This is a genomic window from Neoaquamicrobium sediminum, assembly GCF_013240295.1.
Taxonomy (GTDB): domain Bacteria; phylum Pseudomonadota; class Alphaproteobacteria; order Rhizobiales; family Rhizobiaceae; genus Aerobium; species Aerobium sediminum.
In genome coordinates this window covers 190736-207077 of the sequence record NZ_JABETK010000004.1, presented here as the reverse complement: position 1 = coordinate 207077, position 16342 = coordinate 190736, and the positions used below count along the sequence as shown (strand labels likewise).

Genomic DNA, 16342 nt, shown 5'->3' with positions numbered 1-16342 from the left:
ACTGTGGCAAGTTGGATGGATGCGGGGCGGTTGTCGTCTTGGAATAGGACGGATAATGGTCCACGCGCCTTGCTCGGCAATCGCGGCGCATTATCTGGGATATATAACAAAATATGGGGTGAAAATAGCTGGCGGAGAGGGAGGGATTCGAACCCCCGATGGGCTTGCACCCATGCCGCATTTCGAGTGCGGTGCATTCAACCACTCTGCCACCTCTCCGCGGGGCGCGTGGGCCGTTGCCGGCGCGGGCGCACACATAGCGATTGTCGGGGCGTGCGACAAGAGCAAACTGGACGAAGTTTTCCTACGCCTTACGTGAATGCAGGCGCACGGTCCCAAAGCGCTCCGAGTTACGATCGGCAGGGTGCGCGATTGCAAGCCCCGCCCCGGCTCGCTTAGTGTCCGCTGGCATCGGACACTTATGAGGGGATAGCGACGACGATGGCGATTGAGCGGCTTGGGCGACTGTCCCGGCGCGGTCCTGCCGCGGCTGGTTATACGCTCGCCTTACTCGCTCTGATGCCTGGTCAGGCGTTCGCGCATGCGGCGGACCGCGGTCACGTGCTTTTGTTGCCGACCGGGCATTACCTTGTCGGTGGTGCTGCAGCCGTCATCCTGACCTTCATCCTGCTGGCCTTCGCACCGCTGCCCGCGCTCGACCGGCTGGCGCGGCAAAGGCTGCCGCTTGGAAGCGTGCCGGTGTGGCCGCGACTTGTGGGCAGTGCCGCCTGCCTGCTGCTGGTCTGCGCGCTGGTGGCCGCAGGCTTCCTCGGCAGTCGCGACCCGCTTTCCAATCCGCTGCCGCTGATGGTGTGGACCGTCTTCTGGGTCGGCCTGACGCTTATCCAGGGCATGTTCGGAAATCTCTGGTGGTGGATCGATCCCTGGTATGCGCCCTGGCGCGCTCTGACGGCGGTCACCGGGCGAGAACACGGTTTCGTCGCGCTGCCGGCGTGGCTGGGCTACTGGCCCGCGGTCGTTCTGTTCTTCGCTTATGCGTGGTTCGAGCTCATCTATCCGGCGCCTGACGACCGGAACGGCTGGCGGTGGCTCTTATAGGGTATTTTCTGACGAACCTCGCCGCGATGTTGGTTTTCGGCCACGAGCAATGGTCGCGGCGGGGCGAGTGCCTGTCCGTCTTCATGCGCATGATAGCCCGGCTCGGCGTTGTGGAGGCCGGCCCCACCGTCGATGCCCGCAAAGGTGTCGCGCTCTGCCTGCCGGGGGCGAAGCTGGTGAACGCGGAACCGTTGCCGCCAAGCGGCACGCTCTTTCTGCTGTTGGCGCTGGGTTCGGTCTCGTTCGACGGGTTGATGCGCACTTTCTTCTGGCTCGGGCTGTTCGGCATCAACCCGCTCGAGTTTCCCGGCCGCAGCGCCGTGATGGGGCTCGGTACGTTCGGGCTGGTCGCGACCTTTGCCGTGCTCGCAATTGCATTCTTCACATCCATCGGGTTCGGCGAGCGGCTGGCGGGCGCGGCGGGCAACATGCTGCCAGCCGCCGGCGCGCTGGTCTGGTCGATCATCCCGATCTCCATGGCCTACCATTTCTCCCACTATCTCGCCGCGCTGGTGGTGAATGGGCAGTATGCGCTGGCCGCGCTCTCCGACCCGCTGATGAATGGCGCGGATCTTTTCGGGACAGCCGGGTTGCATGTGCAGGCGGGCGTGCTGATGGGCGCTGAGCGGGCGTGGATGCTCTGGAACATGCAGGCGGCCGCAATCATCGGCGGCCATGTGCTGGCGGTGCTGGTCGCGCACACGATCGCCTTTCGCCTGCACGGAAGTGCGAGGGCCACGGCGCGCAGCCAGGTGCCGCTGGCCGTATTGATGGTGGCATACACTGTTTTCGGCCTATGGTTGTTGTCGTCCCCAACCGGGGCGTGAGCCCTGTCCAAGATACGCATCCTTCCGCAACGGAATTGTCCGGTTGCCAGTCCCCGGGATTGGTGATTTAGTTTGTACACATGCAATTTCAGCATCGGAAACTGCAGCAGATAATGGCGGAACGCTGCGCCAGCAGGCTTATCGTCAAGGGGAACCCAGATGAACGATCGAACCAAGCCTTCCAGCCTTCTCACGACCGGCATTTCCAGACGTGGCGCATTGAAAGGGCTCGGTGCTGCCGCCGCGCTCGGCACGGCGCCGGGCTTCGTGCGCTATGCGCAGTCGCAATCGTCGGAGCCGATCAGGATCGGCTTCCAGGCGCATCGCACCGGCATCGGCGCGGCTTACGGGCGCTGGTACGAGCGGACGACCGCTGCCGCCATCAAGCGCATCAACGATGCCGGCGGCATCAACGGGCGTCCGGTGGAGATAATCACCGAGGATGACGGCACGGATGCGGCGCGCGGCGCCGAGGTGGTCGAGAAATTCGCCAACCAGCACAAGACCGACATCGTCTACGGAACGCTGTTCAGCCATGTGGTGGTCGGTTCCGCGCCGGCGGCCGGCGAACTCAAGATGCCGTATTACGTGGTCAGCGAGGGCTACCACGTCGCTTCCGGCAAGATGAACCGCTACGTGCTCCAGCCCGGCATCACCGATGTACGCGCGCAATGCCGCTCCGTGGCGCCCTGGATCACGTCGAATGTCGGCAAGAAGATCACCATGATCTATCCCGACTACGCCTTCGGCCACGACCACCGCGACTTCTTTGCGCCGGCAGCCGCCGAGCAGGGCGGCGACGTGATCGCGCAGATCCCGATCCCGCCGACAGAGTCGTCGTTCACGCGCTACCTGCCGCAGATTCCGCCGGACACGGACGTGATCTATCATGTGATGGTGGGGCCGGCCGTGCTGACCTTCGTCAAGGAACTCGGCGAGTTCTACGGCGGCAGCGGGCCGAAGCTGTTCGGTTTCATCGACAGCCTCGAGGCAGTCGACATCAACAGCCCCGGCCTCGAATTCCTGGAGGGCAGCCATTTCTGGGAAGGCATGCCGCGCTATCTGCAGGATGGCGCATCGGAGCATGAAAAAGCCTATCGCGAAGCTGTCGGCCTCGACGAGAACGGCGCTTCGGTGAACGATGCCAAGGACGTGTCCACGGCGGCCCACATGTTCGGCTGCTGGGAGACGCTCTACATCATCAAGGCAGCGATGGAAGCTGCCGGCTACCGTGGTCCCGAGGACCGTGCCAAGCTGGTCGAGGCGACCGAGGCGATGACGGAGTTTCCGGAAGGAGCGGAGCATCCGCAGGGCGCGAAGGTCTTCGACGGCAAGGTCCATCAGGTCTTCGGCAGCCAGAACATCTCCGTCGTGGAGAACGGGCGGCTGAACGTCGTGCACCGCACCTCCATCGAGGACGGTCGCTACGAGCCGGAAGCCGACTACACCACGCAGCCGCTTTGATCCTCGGCCGGTCGTGATGTCAGCGTGGCGTTCTACGTTGCCCCCTCTGGCCTGCCGGCCATCTCCCCCACAAGGGGGAGATCGGATCCCTTCCACCGGAAGCCCAATTGCTAACGTTGTCTTGTGGACGAGACATGCCAAGTGCTGATTTCCTCCCTCGTGGGGGAGATGGCCGGCAGGCCAGAGGGGGCAACGTGGAGAACCTTCCTTGCCAGCCGGTTACCTCTGAATGGCCTTCGGACCCTATTTCCTGCTCGCCTCGCTTGAGGGGCTCGTCACAGCGGCGGTGCTGGCGCTGACGGCACTAGGCCTTTCGCTGGTGTTCGGGGTGATGCGCGTCGTCAACGTCGCGCATGGCGAGTTCTTCATGCTCGGCGCGGTGCTGGCCTGGGCGGTTTCGACCGCCTTTGCGGGCCATCCGTCGGTGGGGTTCGTCGCCGCGCTGTTCGTCGCGCCACTGGTCGTGGGTGGCGCGGCGCTCCTGTCCGAGCGGCTGGTGCTGCGAAGGCTTGGTTACGATCCCGAGGCGACCATCGTCGCGACGATCGGCATGCTCTACATCATCCAGCAGCTCGCGCTGACCTTCTACGGTGCGGATGCGCGGCCGGTGCAGGCACCCTTCAACGTCCGTATCCAGCTCCCGTGGTTCGGCTATTCTGGTTACAAGCTTTTCGTGATCGTCGCGGCGATCGTGCTGATACTCGCGGCCTGGTTCGTGCTGACGCGAACGAAGATCGGCCTGGTGATGCGCGCCACGCAATACGACAGGGAGACGGCGCAGGCGTTCGGCATCCCGGTGGACCGCGTCTATGCAGGCGTCTTCGCGCTCGGTGCGATGCTTGCAGCGGTTGCCGCCGTGCTGATCGTGCCGATCCAGCAGGCGCACTACCTGATGGGGCGCGATCCGCTATTGCTCTCCTTCATCGTCGTTATCATCGGCGGGCTCGGCTCGCTGCGCGGCACTGTCATCGCGGCGCTGCTGATCGGCCTCTCGGACGGCATCATTTCCGTGTTCTTCTCGCCGACGCTCGCCAAGATGCTGGCGACGGGACTGGTCGCCATGGTGCTCGTCTTCCGGCCGCAGGGCCTGTTCGGAGTGCCGGCGCGATGACCATCACGACGCGCGACTGGGCGCTGCATCTCGGCGTGATCGCGCTTCTGCTTGCAGCTAACTTCCTGCTGCCGGAGTATCACCGCGGCGTCTTCTCCCGCGTGCTGGTGCTGGCGGTGTTCGCGATGGGCTACAACCTGCTCTTCGGCTATACGGGCCTTCTCAGCCTCGGCCATGCGATGTTCTTCGCCGCCGGGCTCTATGGGGCGGGGCTGCCACTTTATCATCTTGGCTGGAGCGTGCCCGTCTCCTTCGGCACCGGTCTGTTGGCTGGAATAGCCGTCGCGGCCGTCGTCGGCGTGCTGGCGCTGCGCACCACCGGCGTCGCCTTCATGATCGTCACCATGATGTTCGCGCAGGTGTTCTATCTGGGCACGCTCTACTTCACCACATGGACACGGGGCGAGGAGGGGTGGTGCTGTCACAGGCAATGCGCAGTGTGGAATTCGGCGGGTGGAGCCTCAATCTCTCCGACCCGTCGACACGCTACATCCTGGCGCTGGCGCTTTTCACAGTCGTGCTGCTTGCCATGCTGCGGCTCGTGCGCTCTCCATTCGGACGCACGCTGGTGGCGATCCGCGAGAACGAGGAACGCATGCGCATGCTTGGTTACGACGTGTTCCGCGCCAAGCTGACGGCGGTGGTTGTGTCCGGGCTGTTCTGCGCGGCGGCAGGTGCGGCTTACGCTCTGCTGTTCGGCTATGTCGGTTCCGGCTTCGCCTCGATCCAGTACTCGATCCTCCCGCTGTTGTGGGTGCTGCTGGGGGCGCGGCGACTACGCTGGGCCCGCTGCTCGGCACGCTCTTCATGTTCTATATCATCGACTACAGCTCGGGGTACACCGCCGCCTATCTGCTTGTCGTCGGCGTGGCGCTGATCCTGCTGGTCCTGTTCTTCCCAAAGGGCTTGCTCGGGTCGGTCCGCGAGCGCTGGCTGAGGTGGCTGCCGTGACGGCGCTTGTCGAGACACGCGCGCTGACGCGCCATTTCGGCGGGCTCAAGGCCGTCGAGGGCGTCGACTTCAGGCTCGACAAGGGTGAGATCCGGGCGATCATCGGGCCGAACGGCGCCGGCAAGACCACCTTCGTGAGCCTGATCTGCGGACGCATCGCGCCAAGCTCCGGCGCGATCGTGTTCGAGGGACGCGACATCACCGCGCTGCCGGCGCACAGGCGCGTGCGCGCCGGTATCGCCTATACGTTCCAGATCACCAGCATCTTTCCGCGGCTGACGGTCTTCGACAATGTCGCCCTGTCGGTGCAGCGTCGGCTGCTTTCGGCCGGGCGACCGAAGCCATCTGCGCTGAAGGCGGGTGTCGGCGAAGCGCTGGAGCGCGTTGGCCTCACCGAGCGGGCCGGTACGCTTGCCGGCAACCTCGCCTACGGCCACCAGCGGCTCGTCGAAATCGCGATGGGGCTGGCGCTGGAACCGAAGCTGCTGATCCTGGACGAGCCGACGCAGGGACTATCGGACGGCGAGGTCGAGGGCTTCATTGCGCTGGTTCGCGAGATCGCCGCCGACGCCACCGTGCTGCTGATCGAGCACAACATGCAGGTGGTTATGGATCTTGCGCGCAGGATAACGGTGATGAATTTCGGCCAGGTGCTTGCCGAAGGATCGCCGGACGAGATCGCGCCAACAAGGCCGTCCAGGACGCTTATCTGGGGACCGGCAGCGATGGCTGACGTGCTCACGCTTTCCGCGGTCGATGCCTATTACGGCGAGGTGCAGGTGTTGCGCGGCTTCGACCTGGCGCTGGCCAAGGGCGAGGTTTTGTGCCTGCTCGGGCGCAACGGCGCCGGCAAGACTACCGCGCTCAAGGCGATCATGGGGCTGGTCGCGGTGCGCGGCGGGACGATCATGAAGGACGGGACCGACCTGTCGAAGCTCGCTCCCCACGAGGTGCCCAAGGCAGGTGTCGCCTATGTACCGCAGGGCAGGCGGCTCTTCTCCGAGCTGACGGTTGCCGAAAATCTCGAGATTGGCCTGATGGCGCGGGGCAAGGGCCGCGCCACGCGCGAAGCCGTGCTCGACCTTTTTCCGGTCTTGCGCGAACGCCTGTCGCAACGCTCGGGCACGCTTTCAGGCGGGGAACAGCAGATGCTGGCGATGGCGCGGGCGCTGTGCATCGAGCCCGACGTGCTTTTGCTCGACGAGCCGACGGAAGGGCTGATGCCGTCGATGATCGCGCGCATCCGCGAGACGGTGGCCGGGCTGCGCGAACGCGGGGTATCCACCATCCTTGTCGAGCAGCGTGTCGATGCGGTGCTGTCGCTCGCCGACCGCGTGGCCTTTATCGAGAATGGCAAGAACCGCGAGACCGTCGACGTGGAAAAAGTGCGCGCCGATCCCGCCTATGTGCATCGCTATGTGGGCGTCAGTTGATCGCTCAGGCGAGCGTCACGCCGGCCTTGGCCATCTCGTCCTTCATCGCCGCCAGTGAACCGCCGAGATCGATCGCCCGGCAGGCATCGAGCAGCACGGTTGCCTTGAAACCCGAGCGGACGGCGTCGAGGGCGGAATAGGCAACGCAGAAATCGGTGGCGAGGCCGACGAGGGTCAGGTCGGAAATGCCGCGCTCGCGCAGGTAACCAGCGAGGCCCGTCGGCGTCCTCCGGTCGTTCTCGAAGAAGGCCGAATAGGAATCGATCGCAGGGCGAAACCCCTTGCGAATGACTAGCTCGGCTTTGGTCCACTCGAGGTCCGCGTGGAATGCCGCCCCATCCGCGCCCTGCACGCAGTGGTCCGGCCACAATGTCTGCGTGCCGTAAGGCATTTCTGTCGTTTCGAACGGCTTTTTGCCGGGATGGACGGATGCGAAACTCGAGTGGCCGGCGGGATGCCAGTCCTGGGTGAGCACCACGTGATCGAACTCGCCGATCAGCTGGTTGACCATCGGCACGATCTCGTCGCCGCCCGTCACCGCCAGCGCGCCGCCGGGACAAAAATCGTTCTGGACGTCGATGACGATCAGCGCCTTCTCACTCATGGCCTCTCTCCGTTTGCCTGGCGGCACAAGCTGGCGACGAAATGATGGAATGGCAAGGGCGGCTTCTCGATATCGTTTGCATACGAACTAATTTCGGCGCATTCTACCACCGGGAGCAGGAACGATGCGATACGCGAAACCGAAGTCGATTGACGAGGCACTCGCGCTACTGGCCGATGGAAGCTGGACGCTTCTGGCCGGGGGGACGGACTTTTATCCAACACAAGGCAATCGCCCCGTCCGCGACGATGTGCTCGATCTCAACGGGCTGCAGCAACTGCGGCATATCTCGCAGACCGACAGCCATTTCGTCTTTGGCGCGCGCGCGACCTGGACGGACATCATACGTGCCGACCTGCCGCCCGCCTTCGACGCGCTGAAGCTCGCGGCGCGGGAAGTCGGCTCCATCCAGATCCAGAACAGCGGCACGATTGCCGGCAATCTCTGCAACGCCTCGCCGGCCGCGGACGGTGTGCCGCCGCTGCTCACGCTTTCAGCCGAGGTGGTGCTGCGCTCGGCCAGCGGCGAGCGCGTGGTCGGGCTGGCCGACTTCATCCTTGGCAACCGGCGGACGGCGCGTGCACCGGGCGAATTGCTGACGGCCGTGCGGGTGCCCAGGAGGCCGCCACCGGCAATTCGTATTTCGTCAAGCTTGGCGCGCGGCGCTATCTCGTCATCTCGATCGCCATGGCGGCGGCCCGCGTCGTCGTCGACGAGGCAGGCAAGCTGTCGGATGTCGTGCTGTCGGTCGGCGCCTGTTCGGCCGTGGCGACGCGGCTTCAGGCGCTCGAAGAACGGCTGCGCGAAGCTGGTGCTCCGGGTGATGTCGCCCGCGTGATCGAGGCTCACGATTTTGCGGAGCTGACGCCGATCGACGATGTGCGCGGCAGTGCCGAATATCGCCGACAAGCAGCGCGCGAGATCGTCCTGCGCGCGCTAGGGGGCGCTCGCCGCCAGCGGCAAGACCGAGGATGTCGCGGCATGAGCATGGACCGTCTTTCCGTCAGCTTCACGGTCAATGACGAAGCGCGGCAGGTTCAGGTGCCGCCGCTTGCGCGGCTGTCGTCGGTGCTGCGCGACGAACTTCGTTTGACCGGCACGAAGGTCGGTTGCGACGCCGGCGATTGCGGCGCCTGCACCGTGCTGGTGGATGGCGCACCGGTCTGCGCCTGCCTGGTGCCTGCGGCCGGTATGGAAGGCGCTAGCGTGCGCACGGTGGAGGGGCTGGCCAATGGCCGGCTTTCCGCCTTGCAGGACTCGTTCCTGCGCCATGGTGCGGCGCAATGCGGGATCTGCACGCCAGGTTTGCTGGTCACCGCCACGGCGCTGCTTGAAGCCAACCCGAGGCCCAGCGAAGCTGAAGTGCAGGACGCGTTGGGCGGGGTGCTGTGCCGCTGCACAGGCTATCGCAAGATCGTCAAGGCGGTGATGGATGTGGGCACTGCCGGGGCACCGCCACCGGTCGCGCTCGCTGGCGTCGGGGCAGCGATCCCCCGGCTCGACGGCGAGCCCAAGGTGCGCGGCGACGATCTTTTCGGGGCCGATGAGCGGCCCGACGACGCTCTCTCGGTCGCGGTGGTGCGCTCGCCTTACTGGCATGCACGCTTCACCTTCGGCGACCTCGACGCATTCGTGAAAGCGCATCCCGGCATAATTGGTGTCTTCACCGCAGCCGACATTCCCGGCCGTAACCGCTTCGGCGTCATCCCGCCCTTTGCCGACCAGCCGGCGCTCGCAGACGGCACCGCGCTGTTCCGCGGCGAGGCGGTTGCCACGATTGCCGGGGAACGGGACGCCATCGCGTCCCTGGACTTGTCTGCGTTTCCGATTGCCTGGGAGGAACTGCCGCATGCGCTGACGGTTGCCGAGGCCCGGAACGGGTTCGCGGCGCTGCATGAAGATCGCAAGGGCAATGTGCTGCTCGAAGGCACCGTGGAACGCGGCGACGCGGATGCGGCGCTCGCGTCGGCTGCGGTTACCGCGGCCGGTTCGCTCGAGACCTCCTATGTCGAACACGCCTATATCGAGCCGGAAGCCGGCTATGCATTCATGGATGGCGATGTGCTGGTCATCAAGGCGTGCACGCAGTCGCCGATCATGGATCGCGACGACACCGCCGCTATCCTCGGCCTGCCAGCAGAAAAAGTCCGTATCATCCCGACCGCTACCGGCGGTGGCTTCGGCTCGAAGCTAGATCTTTCGGTGCAGCCGCTGATCGGGCTCGTTGCGCTGAAAACCGGTCGCCCGGCGGGGCTCACCTATACGCGGCAGGAGTCGATGGCATCGACGACCAAGCGGCACCCGGCAGTGATGTCGGCAACCATCGGTGCGGACGCGGAGGGCCGCGTGGTCGGCATGGTGTTCGAGGGCGACTTCAACACCGGCGCCTACGCAAGCTGGGGGCCGACCGTTGCCACCCGCGTGCCCGTGCACGCCTCGGGACCCTACTACACGCCGAGCTACCGCGCGCTCGGGCGCGCAATCCACACGAACGGTCCGATCTCAGGTGCGTTCCGGGGATTCGGCGTGCCTCAGGCCGCCTTGATGCAGGAAACGCTCTACGACGAACTTGCCTTGCAGCTCGGCATCGACCGGCTCGAATTCCGGCTGCGGAATGCTCTGCGCGACGGCCAGCCGACGGTCTGCGGCCACGTGATGGACAGCGGCATCGGTATTGCGGCCTGTCTGGAAGCGCTGGAACCGCATTGGGCGCGGGCGATGAACGACGCCGACGCCTTCAACGCCGAAAACCGACATCGCCGGCGGGGCGTCGGCGTGGCGTCATGCTGGTACGGTTGCGGCAATACCGGCATCGCCAACCCGTCGACCATCAAGATGGGGATTGCCGCCGATGGCCGCGTGGTCATGCATCAGGGCGCCGTGGATATCGGCCAGGGCTCCAACACCGTCATCCCGCAGATCGCGGCCGAGGCGCTTGGCCTGCCGCTCGACGCGTTCGACTTCATCTATGGCGACACCGCGCTGACGCCTGATGCCGGCAAGACCTCGGGTTCGCGGCAGACCTACATTTCCGGCCGCGCGGCTGAACTTTCGGGCAAGGCGCTACGCGAGAGGGTTTTGCGCTATGCCAATGTATCCGATGCAGCCGAGCTGTCGCTGAAGGATGGAAAGCTGACGGTTCGTGAAGGCGAGGCGAGCCGCACCATCGCGCTTGGCGATCTGCCCACGGATGCCGACGGCTTCGTCTTTGCTGCCTGCGAAAGCTACGATCCGCCGACGGTGCCGCTCGACGCCAAGGGGCAGGGCAAGCCTTACGCCGTCTATGGCTGGGGTGCGCAGATGGCGGAACTGGAAGTCGACATGCGCCTCGGCACGGTGAAGCTCGTCAAGATTACTGCCGCGCACGATGTTGGCCGGGCAATCAACCCGCTGCTCGCCGAGGGGCAGGTCGAGGGCGGCATCGCGCAGGGCATCGGCCTGGCGCTGATGGAAGAATATGTTCCAGGCCGCACCGAGAACCTGCATGACTATCTTATCCCGACCATCGGCGACGTGCCGCCGATCGAGACGATCCTGGTAGAGGTGCCCGATGCCGAAGGTCCCTACGGGGCGAAGGGGCTTGGCGAGCATGTGCTGATACCCACCGCACCGGCGATACTCAACGCGATCCGCGATGCTTCGGGCGCGAAGATCACCAAAGTACCGGCCACCCCCGACCGGGTTCTGGCGGCGATCAAGGCGGCAAGAGGATGAGAGCTTTCGGCAAAGAACCTTGCGTTCCTTCGCGCCCCCTCTGTCCTGCCGGACATCTCCCCCACGAGGGGGAGATCAGGCGGCCTAGCAGTTTTCGCCAATAGCCAACGCGGCAGTACGAATGCCAGCGGCGAACTTGCCAATCTCCCCCTCGTGGGGAGACGTCCGGCAGGACAGAGGGGGCAACGTAGGGCATCATCGTCTCTCTGCCATGCAAGCACAGCAACAGCGCCGGTCGCGTCATGAGCGAGCTGTCCGAACGTTTCGAAACACACGATCCCGGCGAGCCGAAGGTTGGCGAGAAGCTGCGCTGCGATGCCTGCCCGGTAATGTGCTACATCGCCGAGGGGCGCACCGGTGCCTGCGATCGCTACGGCAATTTCGGCGGCCGGATCGTGCGGTGCGATCCGGTGACGACCTCGAACACCGGGCCGAAAGCGGTGGCGAGGTCGTGTCCTTCGCCGGCGAAGAATGGGATGGCAATCCCGTCAACCGCGCCCGACGCTTCGTGACCGGCATCGGGGCTGGTACGACTTATCCGGACTACAAGCCCGCGCCTTTCATCGTCAGCCAGGAGGTTGAGGGCGTCGATCTGGTGACGGTCGTCACGGAAGGCATCTTCTCTTATTGCGGCGTCAAGGTGAAGATCGACACCGACCGCCATCTCGGCCCGGAGACCGCGACCGTTCGCGCGCAGGGTGAGCCGGTCGGCCATGTCACCACCGCCGAATACGGGTCGCAGATGCTGTCGCTGGGCGGCGTGCGGCACCTGACGGGCGGTTCGAAGCCGGAGGGCCGGATCACCTGCGATACGCTGCTGGCGCTGTGCAATCGCCAGCCGGTCGAACTGACGATCGATGAAGGCTCGACGATTGTTGTGCAGGCGGGAAAGCCGCCGGTGATCGACGGCGCGGTTGAGCACCGGATGCGGGTCGGCTGCGGCTCTGCGACGATCGGCATGTTCGCCACGCAGTGGAAAGGTCTGGTCGACGAGGTCGTTGTCGTCGACGATCACATCACCGGCGTCGTTTCCGAGCATCAGGCGGGCAAGGTGATTGACTGGCCCGACACCGGCATCAAGATCCTCGGCCGCCGTTCGACGCCTGGGCGCTATTTCAAGGTTTCCGAGCCGGGGCTTGGATGGGGTGGCACGACCATCTCAGATCCGCTTGAAATCCTCGGACCCTGGAACGAAAAGAAAGGCGCGCGCCCCGGCCTGTCGTTGCTGATGGTCTCTACCACGGGCGAGCAATTCGCCTATTATGAGCTCGACGAGACGCTGACGCCGGTGGAAAAGCCGTTTCCGGACAGGCTGCGGCGGTCGGTCGAACTGATCGAGGAGAATTGCGAGCCGGCGCTGTGCACGGTGCTTTTCATGGGCGGTGCCGGCGGGAGCCTGCGCGCGGGCGTGACCGAGAACCCGGTGAACCTGACGCGCTCCGTGCAGCGCCTGCAGACCTACGTCACTTGTGGCGGTGCACCGGCCTATGTGTGGCCGGGGGCGGCATCACGCTCATGGTCGACGTGACGCGCCTGCCGGAAAACGCCTTCGGCTATGTGCCGACGCCGGCGCTCGTCGCGCCGATCGAGTTCACCTTGCGGCGCGAGCATTATGAGGCGCTGGGCGGCTATGCCGAACACGTGCGTTCGGTCGACGACGTGCAGCGTGCAGGCGGCGAGTATTTCAACGAACGCGCCGTTCATGGCGCGATGCCAGACAATCCGTGGCCCCTGCTTCAGCAGCTTCGGCGCGAGCGGTCGACATGAGCGGCGCACAGGCGGCAATGCTGCCCGATGGGCGGCGGCTGCACCTCAACCAAGGTCCGATAGACCTGATCGTCGAAGCCTTCGGCGAACCTAACGAGGTGTCGGCTGCATACGCGCAGGCGAAGGATCGTTTCGATACCGTTCTGGAAGAACTGGTTTCCGAACTGGCGGAACTGCGACAGCCGACCACAGTCGCGCCACGCGGGTTTCGCGGCGCGACGGCACGGCGCATGGAGACGGCAGCTTTACCGTTCTCAGATAGGTTTGTAACGCCCATGGCGGCGGTGGCAGGGGCGGTGGCCGATGAGATGCTGGCGGCAATGGTGAAGGGGCGGCGGCTTGCGCGTGCCTATGTCAACGATGGTGGTGACATCGCCATGCACCTTGCACCCGGAACGGCGATGAAGGCGGCCATCGCCGGTACGCGCCATGGTGTCGTCGACCGTGTGACCATCGCTGCCTCCGATCCAGTGCGCGGCATCGCAACCAGTGGCTGGCGGGGCCGCAGCCATTCGCTCGGCATCGCCGATGCGGTCACTGTGCTGGCACGCACCGCGGCGGCGGCGGATGTCGCCGCAACCCTGATCGCCAACGCCGTCGACCTGCCCGGCCACCCGGCAATCGAGCGGCAACCGGCCAGCCAACTGGCGCCCGACAGCGATCTCGGAGATAGACCGGTAACCGTTGCCGTGGGGCGATTGTCTTCGGCGGATACGGATGAGGCACTGCGCGGGGGCGTGCGGGTCGCCGACGAGTTCGTTGCCGCTGGCCTGATCGTTTCCGCGGCGCTGTTTCTGAACGGCCGGAGCCGGGTCGTCGCCGCGCTTGCTCTCGAACAAAACACCAGCATTGAGGAGCCGGCATATGGCTGATTTCACCATCCGCAAGATCGCGGTGCTGACCGAAGAGATCCATCATGATGGCGGGCCGGTGCCGGAAGAGCCTCGGCGCAGGGCTGCTGCGCTGGCGTTGGTGAAGAACCCGTTCGCCGGCACTTTCGTCGAGACTATTCAGCCCGCGATGGACGATCTGAAGCCGCTGGGCCTGGAGCTGACCGACCGGCTGGTTGCCGCGCTTGGTGGCGACGTGTCGGTCATCGACAGCTACGGCAAAGGTGCGATCGTCGGCAGCGACGGCGAGATCGAGCACGGCGCGCTCTGGCACGTGCCGGGCGGCTATGCGATGCGCGAGCGACTGGGCGCTTCCAAGGCGATCGTGCCATCGGCGATGAAGGTCGGCGCGTTCGGCTCCAGCCTCGACGTGCCACTCGGACACACCAACGCCGCCTATGTGCGCAGCCACTTCGACGCGATGGTGGTGGGCATGCCGGACGGGCCGCGACCGAACGAGATCCTGTTCTGCCTGGCCATGGCCTGCGGCGGACGCATCCATTCCCGCATGGGCGGGCTGGAAGCGTGGCAAGTCAAGGGCGAGGACGGGCTAAGGTGAGCGGGGAACCGCCCTATCATCTGGAAGACCAGATCGGCTTCGTCCTGCGCAAGGCCAGCCAGCGGCATATCGCGATCTTTGCCCGCCATATCGGCGAGCTGACGCCGCCGCAGTTCGCAGCGCTCGCCAAGCTTGCCGAGGTTGGCGACACCTCGCAGAACCAGCTCGGCACGCTGGTGGCGATGGATGCGGCGACCATCAAGGGCGTGATCGACCGCCTGAAGGCGCGGGGCCTTGTGGCACTCACCCGGCATGACGGGGACAGGCGGCGGCTGGTGGTCAGCCTGACCTCCGAGGGGCAGGCGACCGTGGAACGCCTGCTGCCGCTTGCGCAGGACATCACGATCGAGACGGCCTCCCCGCTCAACGACCGCGAACTGGCTACGCTGATGCGGCTTCTGTCGAAGCTTACCTGAGCGGCGCGGGCGCGGGATCGGTCGCGACGGCGTGTCGCGTCGCCCACCACACGGTTCCGGCCGTTGCAAGCAGCATTATCACCGCCAGTCCAACGACCCCGACAAAGGCATTGTCGAAAGCCGTGCGCGCCATCATGACGAGTTGCTCGGCCAGCGCTGGATCGAGGCTTTCGGCAGCCAGCAGCGCCTCGTCGAGGCTGTCACGCGCAGTCGGCCTCACGCTGGCGTCGGTCGGCAGCACAAGGGTGGCCGAATAGAGTGCCGACATCACGCTGCCAAGAACGGCAATGCCCATCGCGCCGCCGAGTTCGTAGGAAACCTCCTCCGCCGAAGCCGCCATGCCGGCCCGGTTTTCCGGCGCGCTCAACATGATCGCACTCGAAGCTGCCGTCATGGCCGAGCCGATGCCGAAGCCCATGACACCCATTGCGGCCAGCCAGATCGCAGGATCGGCGTCGTAGCAAAGAAGAAATGCCGCCAAGCCGACACCTGAGATCGCCAGCGAGCCCGAAAGGATGCGCTCGCTGCCCAGCCGGGGCAGGGCGAGACCGGTGAGAGGGCCGGCGACGAACGATGCGAGTGGGATCGGAAGGATGAGCAGGCCGGCTTCCAGCGGCGAGAAGCCCGAAACGAGCTGCAGCCGTTGGCTGAAGACCAGTTCGACACCCATGAGCGCGGCCGAAGCGACCAAAGCAGTCGCAACGCCCGAGGAAAAGCGCCTGTTTCGGAACAACGAGAAATCGACGAGCGGTGCGGCGCTTGTGCGCTGACGCTTGACGAACAGAACTGTCGCGACAATGCCGACCGCTGCGGCAACCAGCGCGGCCTCGATGGATGCTTCGCGCTTGCTCACTTCCTTGATCGCATAGGCAAGGCCGATGAGGCCGACCATGATCTGCAGCGAGCCGATCAGGTCCCACGGCCTGCTGGCGTCGCCGGGCCGCGAGGGCAGCAGCAGGGCCGCGAAAAAGAAGGCCGCGACGACGATCGGCACGTTGATGAGAAAGACCGAGCCCCACCAGAAATATTCGAGCAGCACGCCGCCGATCACCGGGCCGAGCGCCGCGCCACCCGAGGCGACCGCCGCCCAGATGCCGATCGCGAAGGCGCGTTCCTTCTCGTCCGTGAAGGTCAACCGGATGATCGAGAGTGTGGCGGGCATCATCATCGCGGCGCCGACCGCAAGCAGCGCACGGGCAGCGATGAGAATGGCGGGTGTTGACGAAAATGCGGCCATCAACGATGCGGCGCCGAAGACGACCAGACCCGCCATGAAGAGGCGCCGGTGCCCGAGACGGTCGCCCAGGGCGCCGAGACCGGGCAGCAGCCCTGCCACGACGAGCGGATAGGCGTTGACAATCCAGAGCTTTTCCGACGCGGTGGCGCCAAGGTCGTGTGTCAGCCGGGGAAGTGCGGTGTAAAGCACCGTCATGTCGATAACGATGAGGAAAAGAGCGCTCGATACGATCGCCAGAACGAACCAGCGGTTGTTGGAAGTCATTGGTGTGGCCTCGGTCTTGCTGCCGCAAATGGCAGTTTGGACATAT

At 65.3% G+C, this 16342-nt stretch carries 11 protein-coding genes, 1 tRNA gene and 4 pseudogenes; 13 read left to right on the top strand and 3 right to left on the bottom strand.

Annotated elements, in window-relative coordinates; genetic code table 11:
• Positions 1 to 129: 129 nt before the first annotated feature.
• A tRNA-Ser gene (locus HK436_RS26925) sits at positions 130 to 219 on the bottom strand.
• A 222-nt stretch (positions 220 to 441) separates the two neighbouring features.
• Here HK436_RS26925 and HK436_RS33275 point away from each other — a divergent pair.
• The 7 genes and pseudogenes from HK436_RS33275 (at position 442) to HK436_RS31925 (ending at position 6845) form a co-directional block, all read left to right on the top strand.
• Positions 442 to 1059, top strand: coding sequence for a hypothetical protein (locus HK436_RS33275; protein WP_312860775.1), 618 nt, complete (start codon positions 442 to 444; stop codon positions 1057 to 1059).
• Positions 1047 to 1886, top strand: coding sequence for a hypothetical protein (locus HK436_RS33270; RefSeq protein ID WP_312860774.1), 840 nt, complete (start codon positions 1047 to 1049; stop codon positions 1884 to 1886). The genes HK436_RS33275 and HK436_RS33270 overlap by 13 nt, the downstream gene beginning before the upstream one ends.
• Before the next feature lie 159 nt (positions 1887 to 2045).
• Complete coding sequence (locus tag HK436_RS26915; protein ID WP_173194724.1) at positions 2046 to 3350, top strand: ABC transporter substrate-binding protein; 1305 nt, start codon at positions 2046 to 2048, stop codon at positions 3348 to 3350.
• A 229-nt stretch (positions 3351 to 3579) separates the two neighbouring features.
• Positions 3580 to 4461: a branched-chain amino acid ABC transporter permease gene (locus HK436_RS26910; RefSeq protein ID WP_173194723.1), complete on the top strand. Its 882-nt coding sequence runs from the start codon at positions 3580 to 3582 to the stop codon at positions 4459 to 4461.
• Positions 4458 to 5412: pseudogene (locus HK436_RS26905) on the top strand (branched-chain amino acid ABC transporter permease). The gene HK436_RS26910 and the pseudogene HK436_RS26905 overlap by 4 nt, the downstream one beginning before the upstream one ends.
• Positions 5400 to 5909 (top strand): annotated as a pseudogene (locus HK436_RS31930) (ABC transporter ATP-binding protein); the annotation flags it as partial. The pseudogenes HK436_RS26905 and HK436_RS31930, both read left to right, overlap by 13 nt.
• A 228-nt stretch (positions 5910 to 6137) precedes the next feature.
• The gene (locus tag HK436_RS31925) at positions 6138 to 6845 is read left to right on the top strand and encodes an ABC transporter ATP-binding protein (RefSeq protein WP_244649481.1); all 708 of its coding nucleotides are present in this window, start codon (positions 6138 to 6140) and stop codon (positions 6843 to 6845) included.
• Positions 6846 to 6849: 4 nt separating this feature from the next.
• Here HK436_RS31925 and pncA read toward each other — a convergent pair whose 3' ends face one another.
• Entirely contained in the window at positions 6850 to 7449 is a 600-nt protein-coding gene (gene pncA, locus HK436_RS26895) for a bifunctional nicotinamidase/pyrazinamidase (RefSeq protein WP_173194721.1), read from the bottom strand.
• Between the two features lie 124 nt (positions 7450 to 7573).
• Between pncA and HK436_RS31920 the strand changes: the two are divergent.
• The 6 genes and pseudogenes from HK436_RS31920 to HK436_RS26865 form a co-directional block, all read left to right on the top strand.
• Positions 7574 to 8008: pseudogene (locus tag HK436_RS31920) on the top strand (FAD binding domain-containing protein); the annotation flags it as partial.
• A 128-nt stretch (positions 8009 to 8136) separates the two neighbouring features.
• Positions 8137 to 11163, top strand: coding sequence for a molybdopterin cofactor-binding domain-containing protein (locus HK436_RS26885; RefSeq protein WP_244649462.1), 3027 nt, complete (start codon positions 8137 to 8139; stop codon positions 11161 to 11163).
• 242 nt (positions 11164 to 11405) lie between these two features.
• A pseudogene (locus HK436_RS26880) lies at positions 11406 to 12930 on the top strand (6-hydroxynicotinate reductase).
• Positions 12927 to 13802 (top strand): UPF0280 family protein, encoded by an 876-nt coding sequence (locus HK436_RS26875; RefSeq protein ID WP_173194720.1) that lies wholly within the window; start codon positions 12927 to 12929, stop codon positions 13800 to 13802. Before HK436_RS26880 ends, HK436_RS26875 begins: the two are co-directional and overlap by 4 nt.
• Positions 13795 to 14379, top strand: coding sequence for an amino acid synthesis family protein (locus HK436_RS26870; RefSeq protein ID WP_173194719.1), 585 nt, complete (start codon positions 13795 to 13797; stop codon positions 14377 to 14379). Before HK436_RS26875 ends, HK436_RS26870 begins: the two co-directional genes overlap by 8 nt.
• Complete coding sequence (locus HK436_RS26865) at positions 14376 to 14795, top strand: MarR family winged helix-turn-helix transcriptional regulator (protein ID WP_312860772.1); 420 nt, start codon at positions 14376 to 14378, stop codon at positions 14793 to 14795. The genes HK436_RS26870 and HK436_RS26865 overlap by 4 nt, the downstream gene beginning before the upstream one ends.
• Here HK436_RS26865 and HK436_RS26860 read toward each other — a convergent pair.
• A complete protein-coding gene (locus HK436_RS26860; RefSeq protein ID WP_173194717.1) occupies positions 14788 to 16296 on the bottom strand; it encodes an MFS transporter in 1509 nt (502 codons plus the stop codon). The two genes, HK436_RS26865 and HK436_RS26860, sit on opposite strands and share 8 nt — an antisense overlap.
• Between the last annotated feature and the right edge of the window lie 46 nt (positions 16297 to 16342).

Excerpts from the sequence above, each read along its gene's own strand:
- HK436_RS26875 (WP_173194720.1), top strand. The coding sequence starts at position 12,927 with ATGAGCGGCGCACAGGCGGCAATGCTGCCCGATGGGCGGCGGCTGCAC.
- pncA (WP_173194721.1), bottom strand. The coding sequence starts at position 7,449 with ATGAGTGAGAAGGCGCTGATCGTCATCGACGTCCAGAACGATTTTTGT.
- HK436_RS33275 (WP_312860775.1), top strand. The coding sequence starts at position 442 with ATGGCGATTGAGCGGCTTGGGCGACTGTCCCGGCGCGGTCCTGCCGCG.
- HK436_RS31925 (WP_244649481.1), top strand. The coding sequence starts at position 6,138 with ATGGCTGACGTGCTCACGCTTTCCGCGGTCGATGCCTATTACGGCGAG.
- HK436_RS26910 (WP_173194723.1), top strand. The coding sequence starts at position 3,580 with ATGGCCTTCGGACCCTATTTCCTGCTCGCCTCGCTTGAGGGGCTCGTC.
- HK436_RS26885 (WP_244649462.1), top strand. The coding sequence starts at position 8,137 with ATGGCGGCGGCCCGCGTCGTCGTCGACGAGGCAGGCAAGCTGTCGGAT.
- HK436_RS26870 (WP_173194719.1), top strand. The coding sequence starts at position 13,795 with ATGGCTGATTTCACCATCCGCAAGATCGCGGTGCTGACCGAAGAGATC.
- HK436_RS26860 (WP_173194717.1), bottom strand. The coding sequence starts at position 16,296 with ATGACTTCCAACAACCGCTGGTTCGTTCTGGCGATCGTATCGAGCGCT.
- HK436_RS26915 (WP_173194724.1), top strand. The coding sequence starts at position 2,046 with ATGAACGATCGAACCAAGCCTTCCAGCCTTCTCACGACCGGCATTTCC.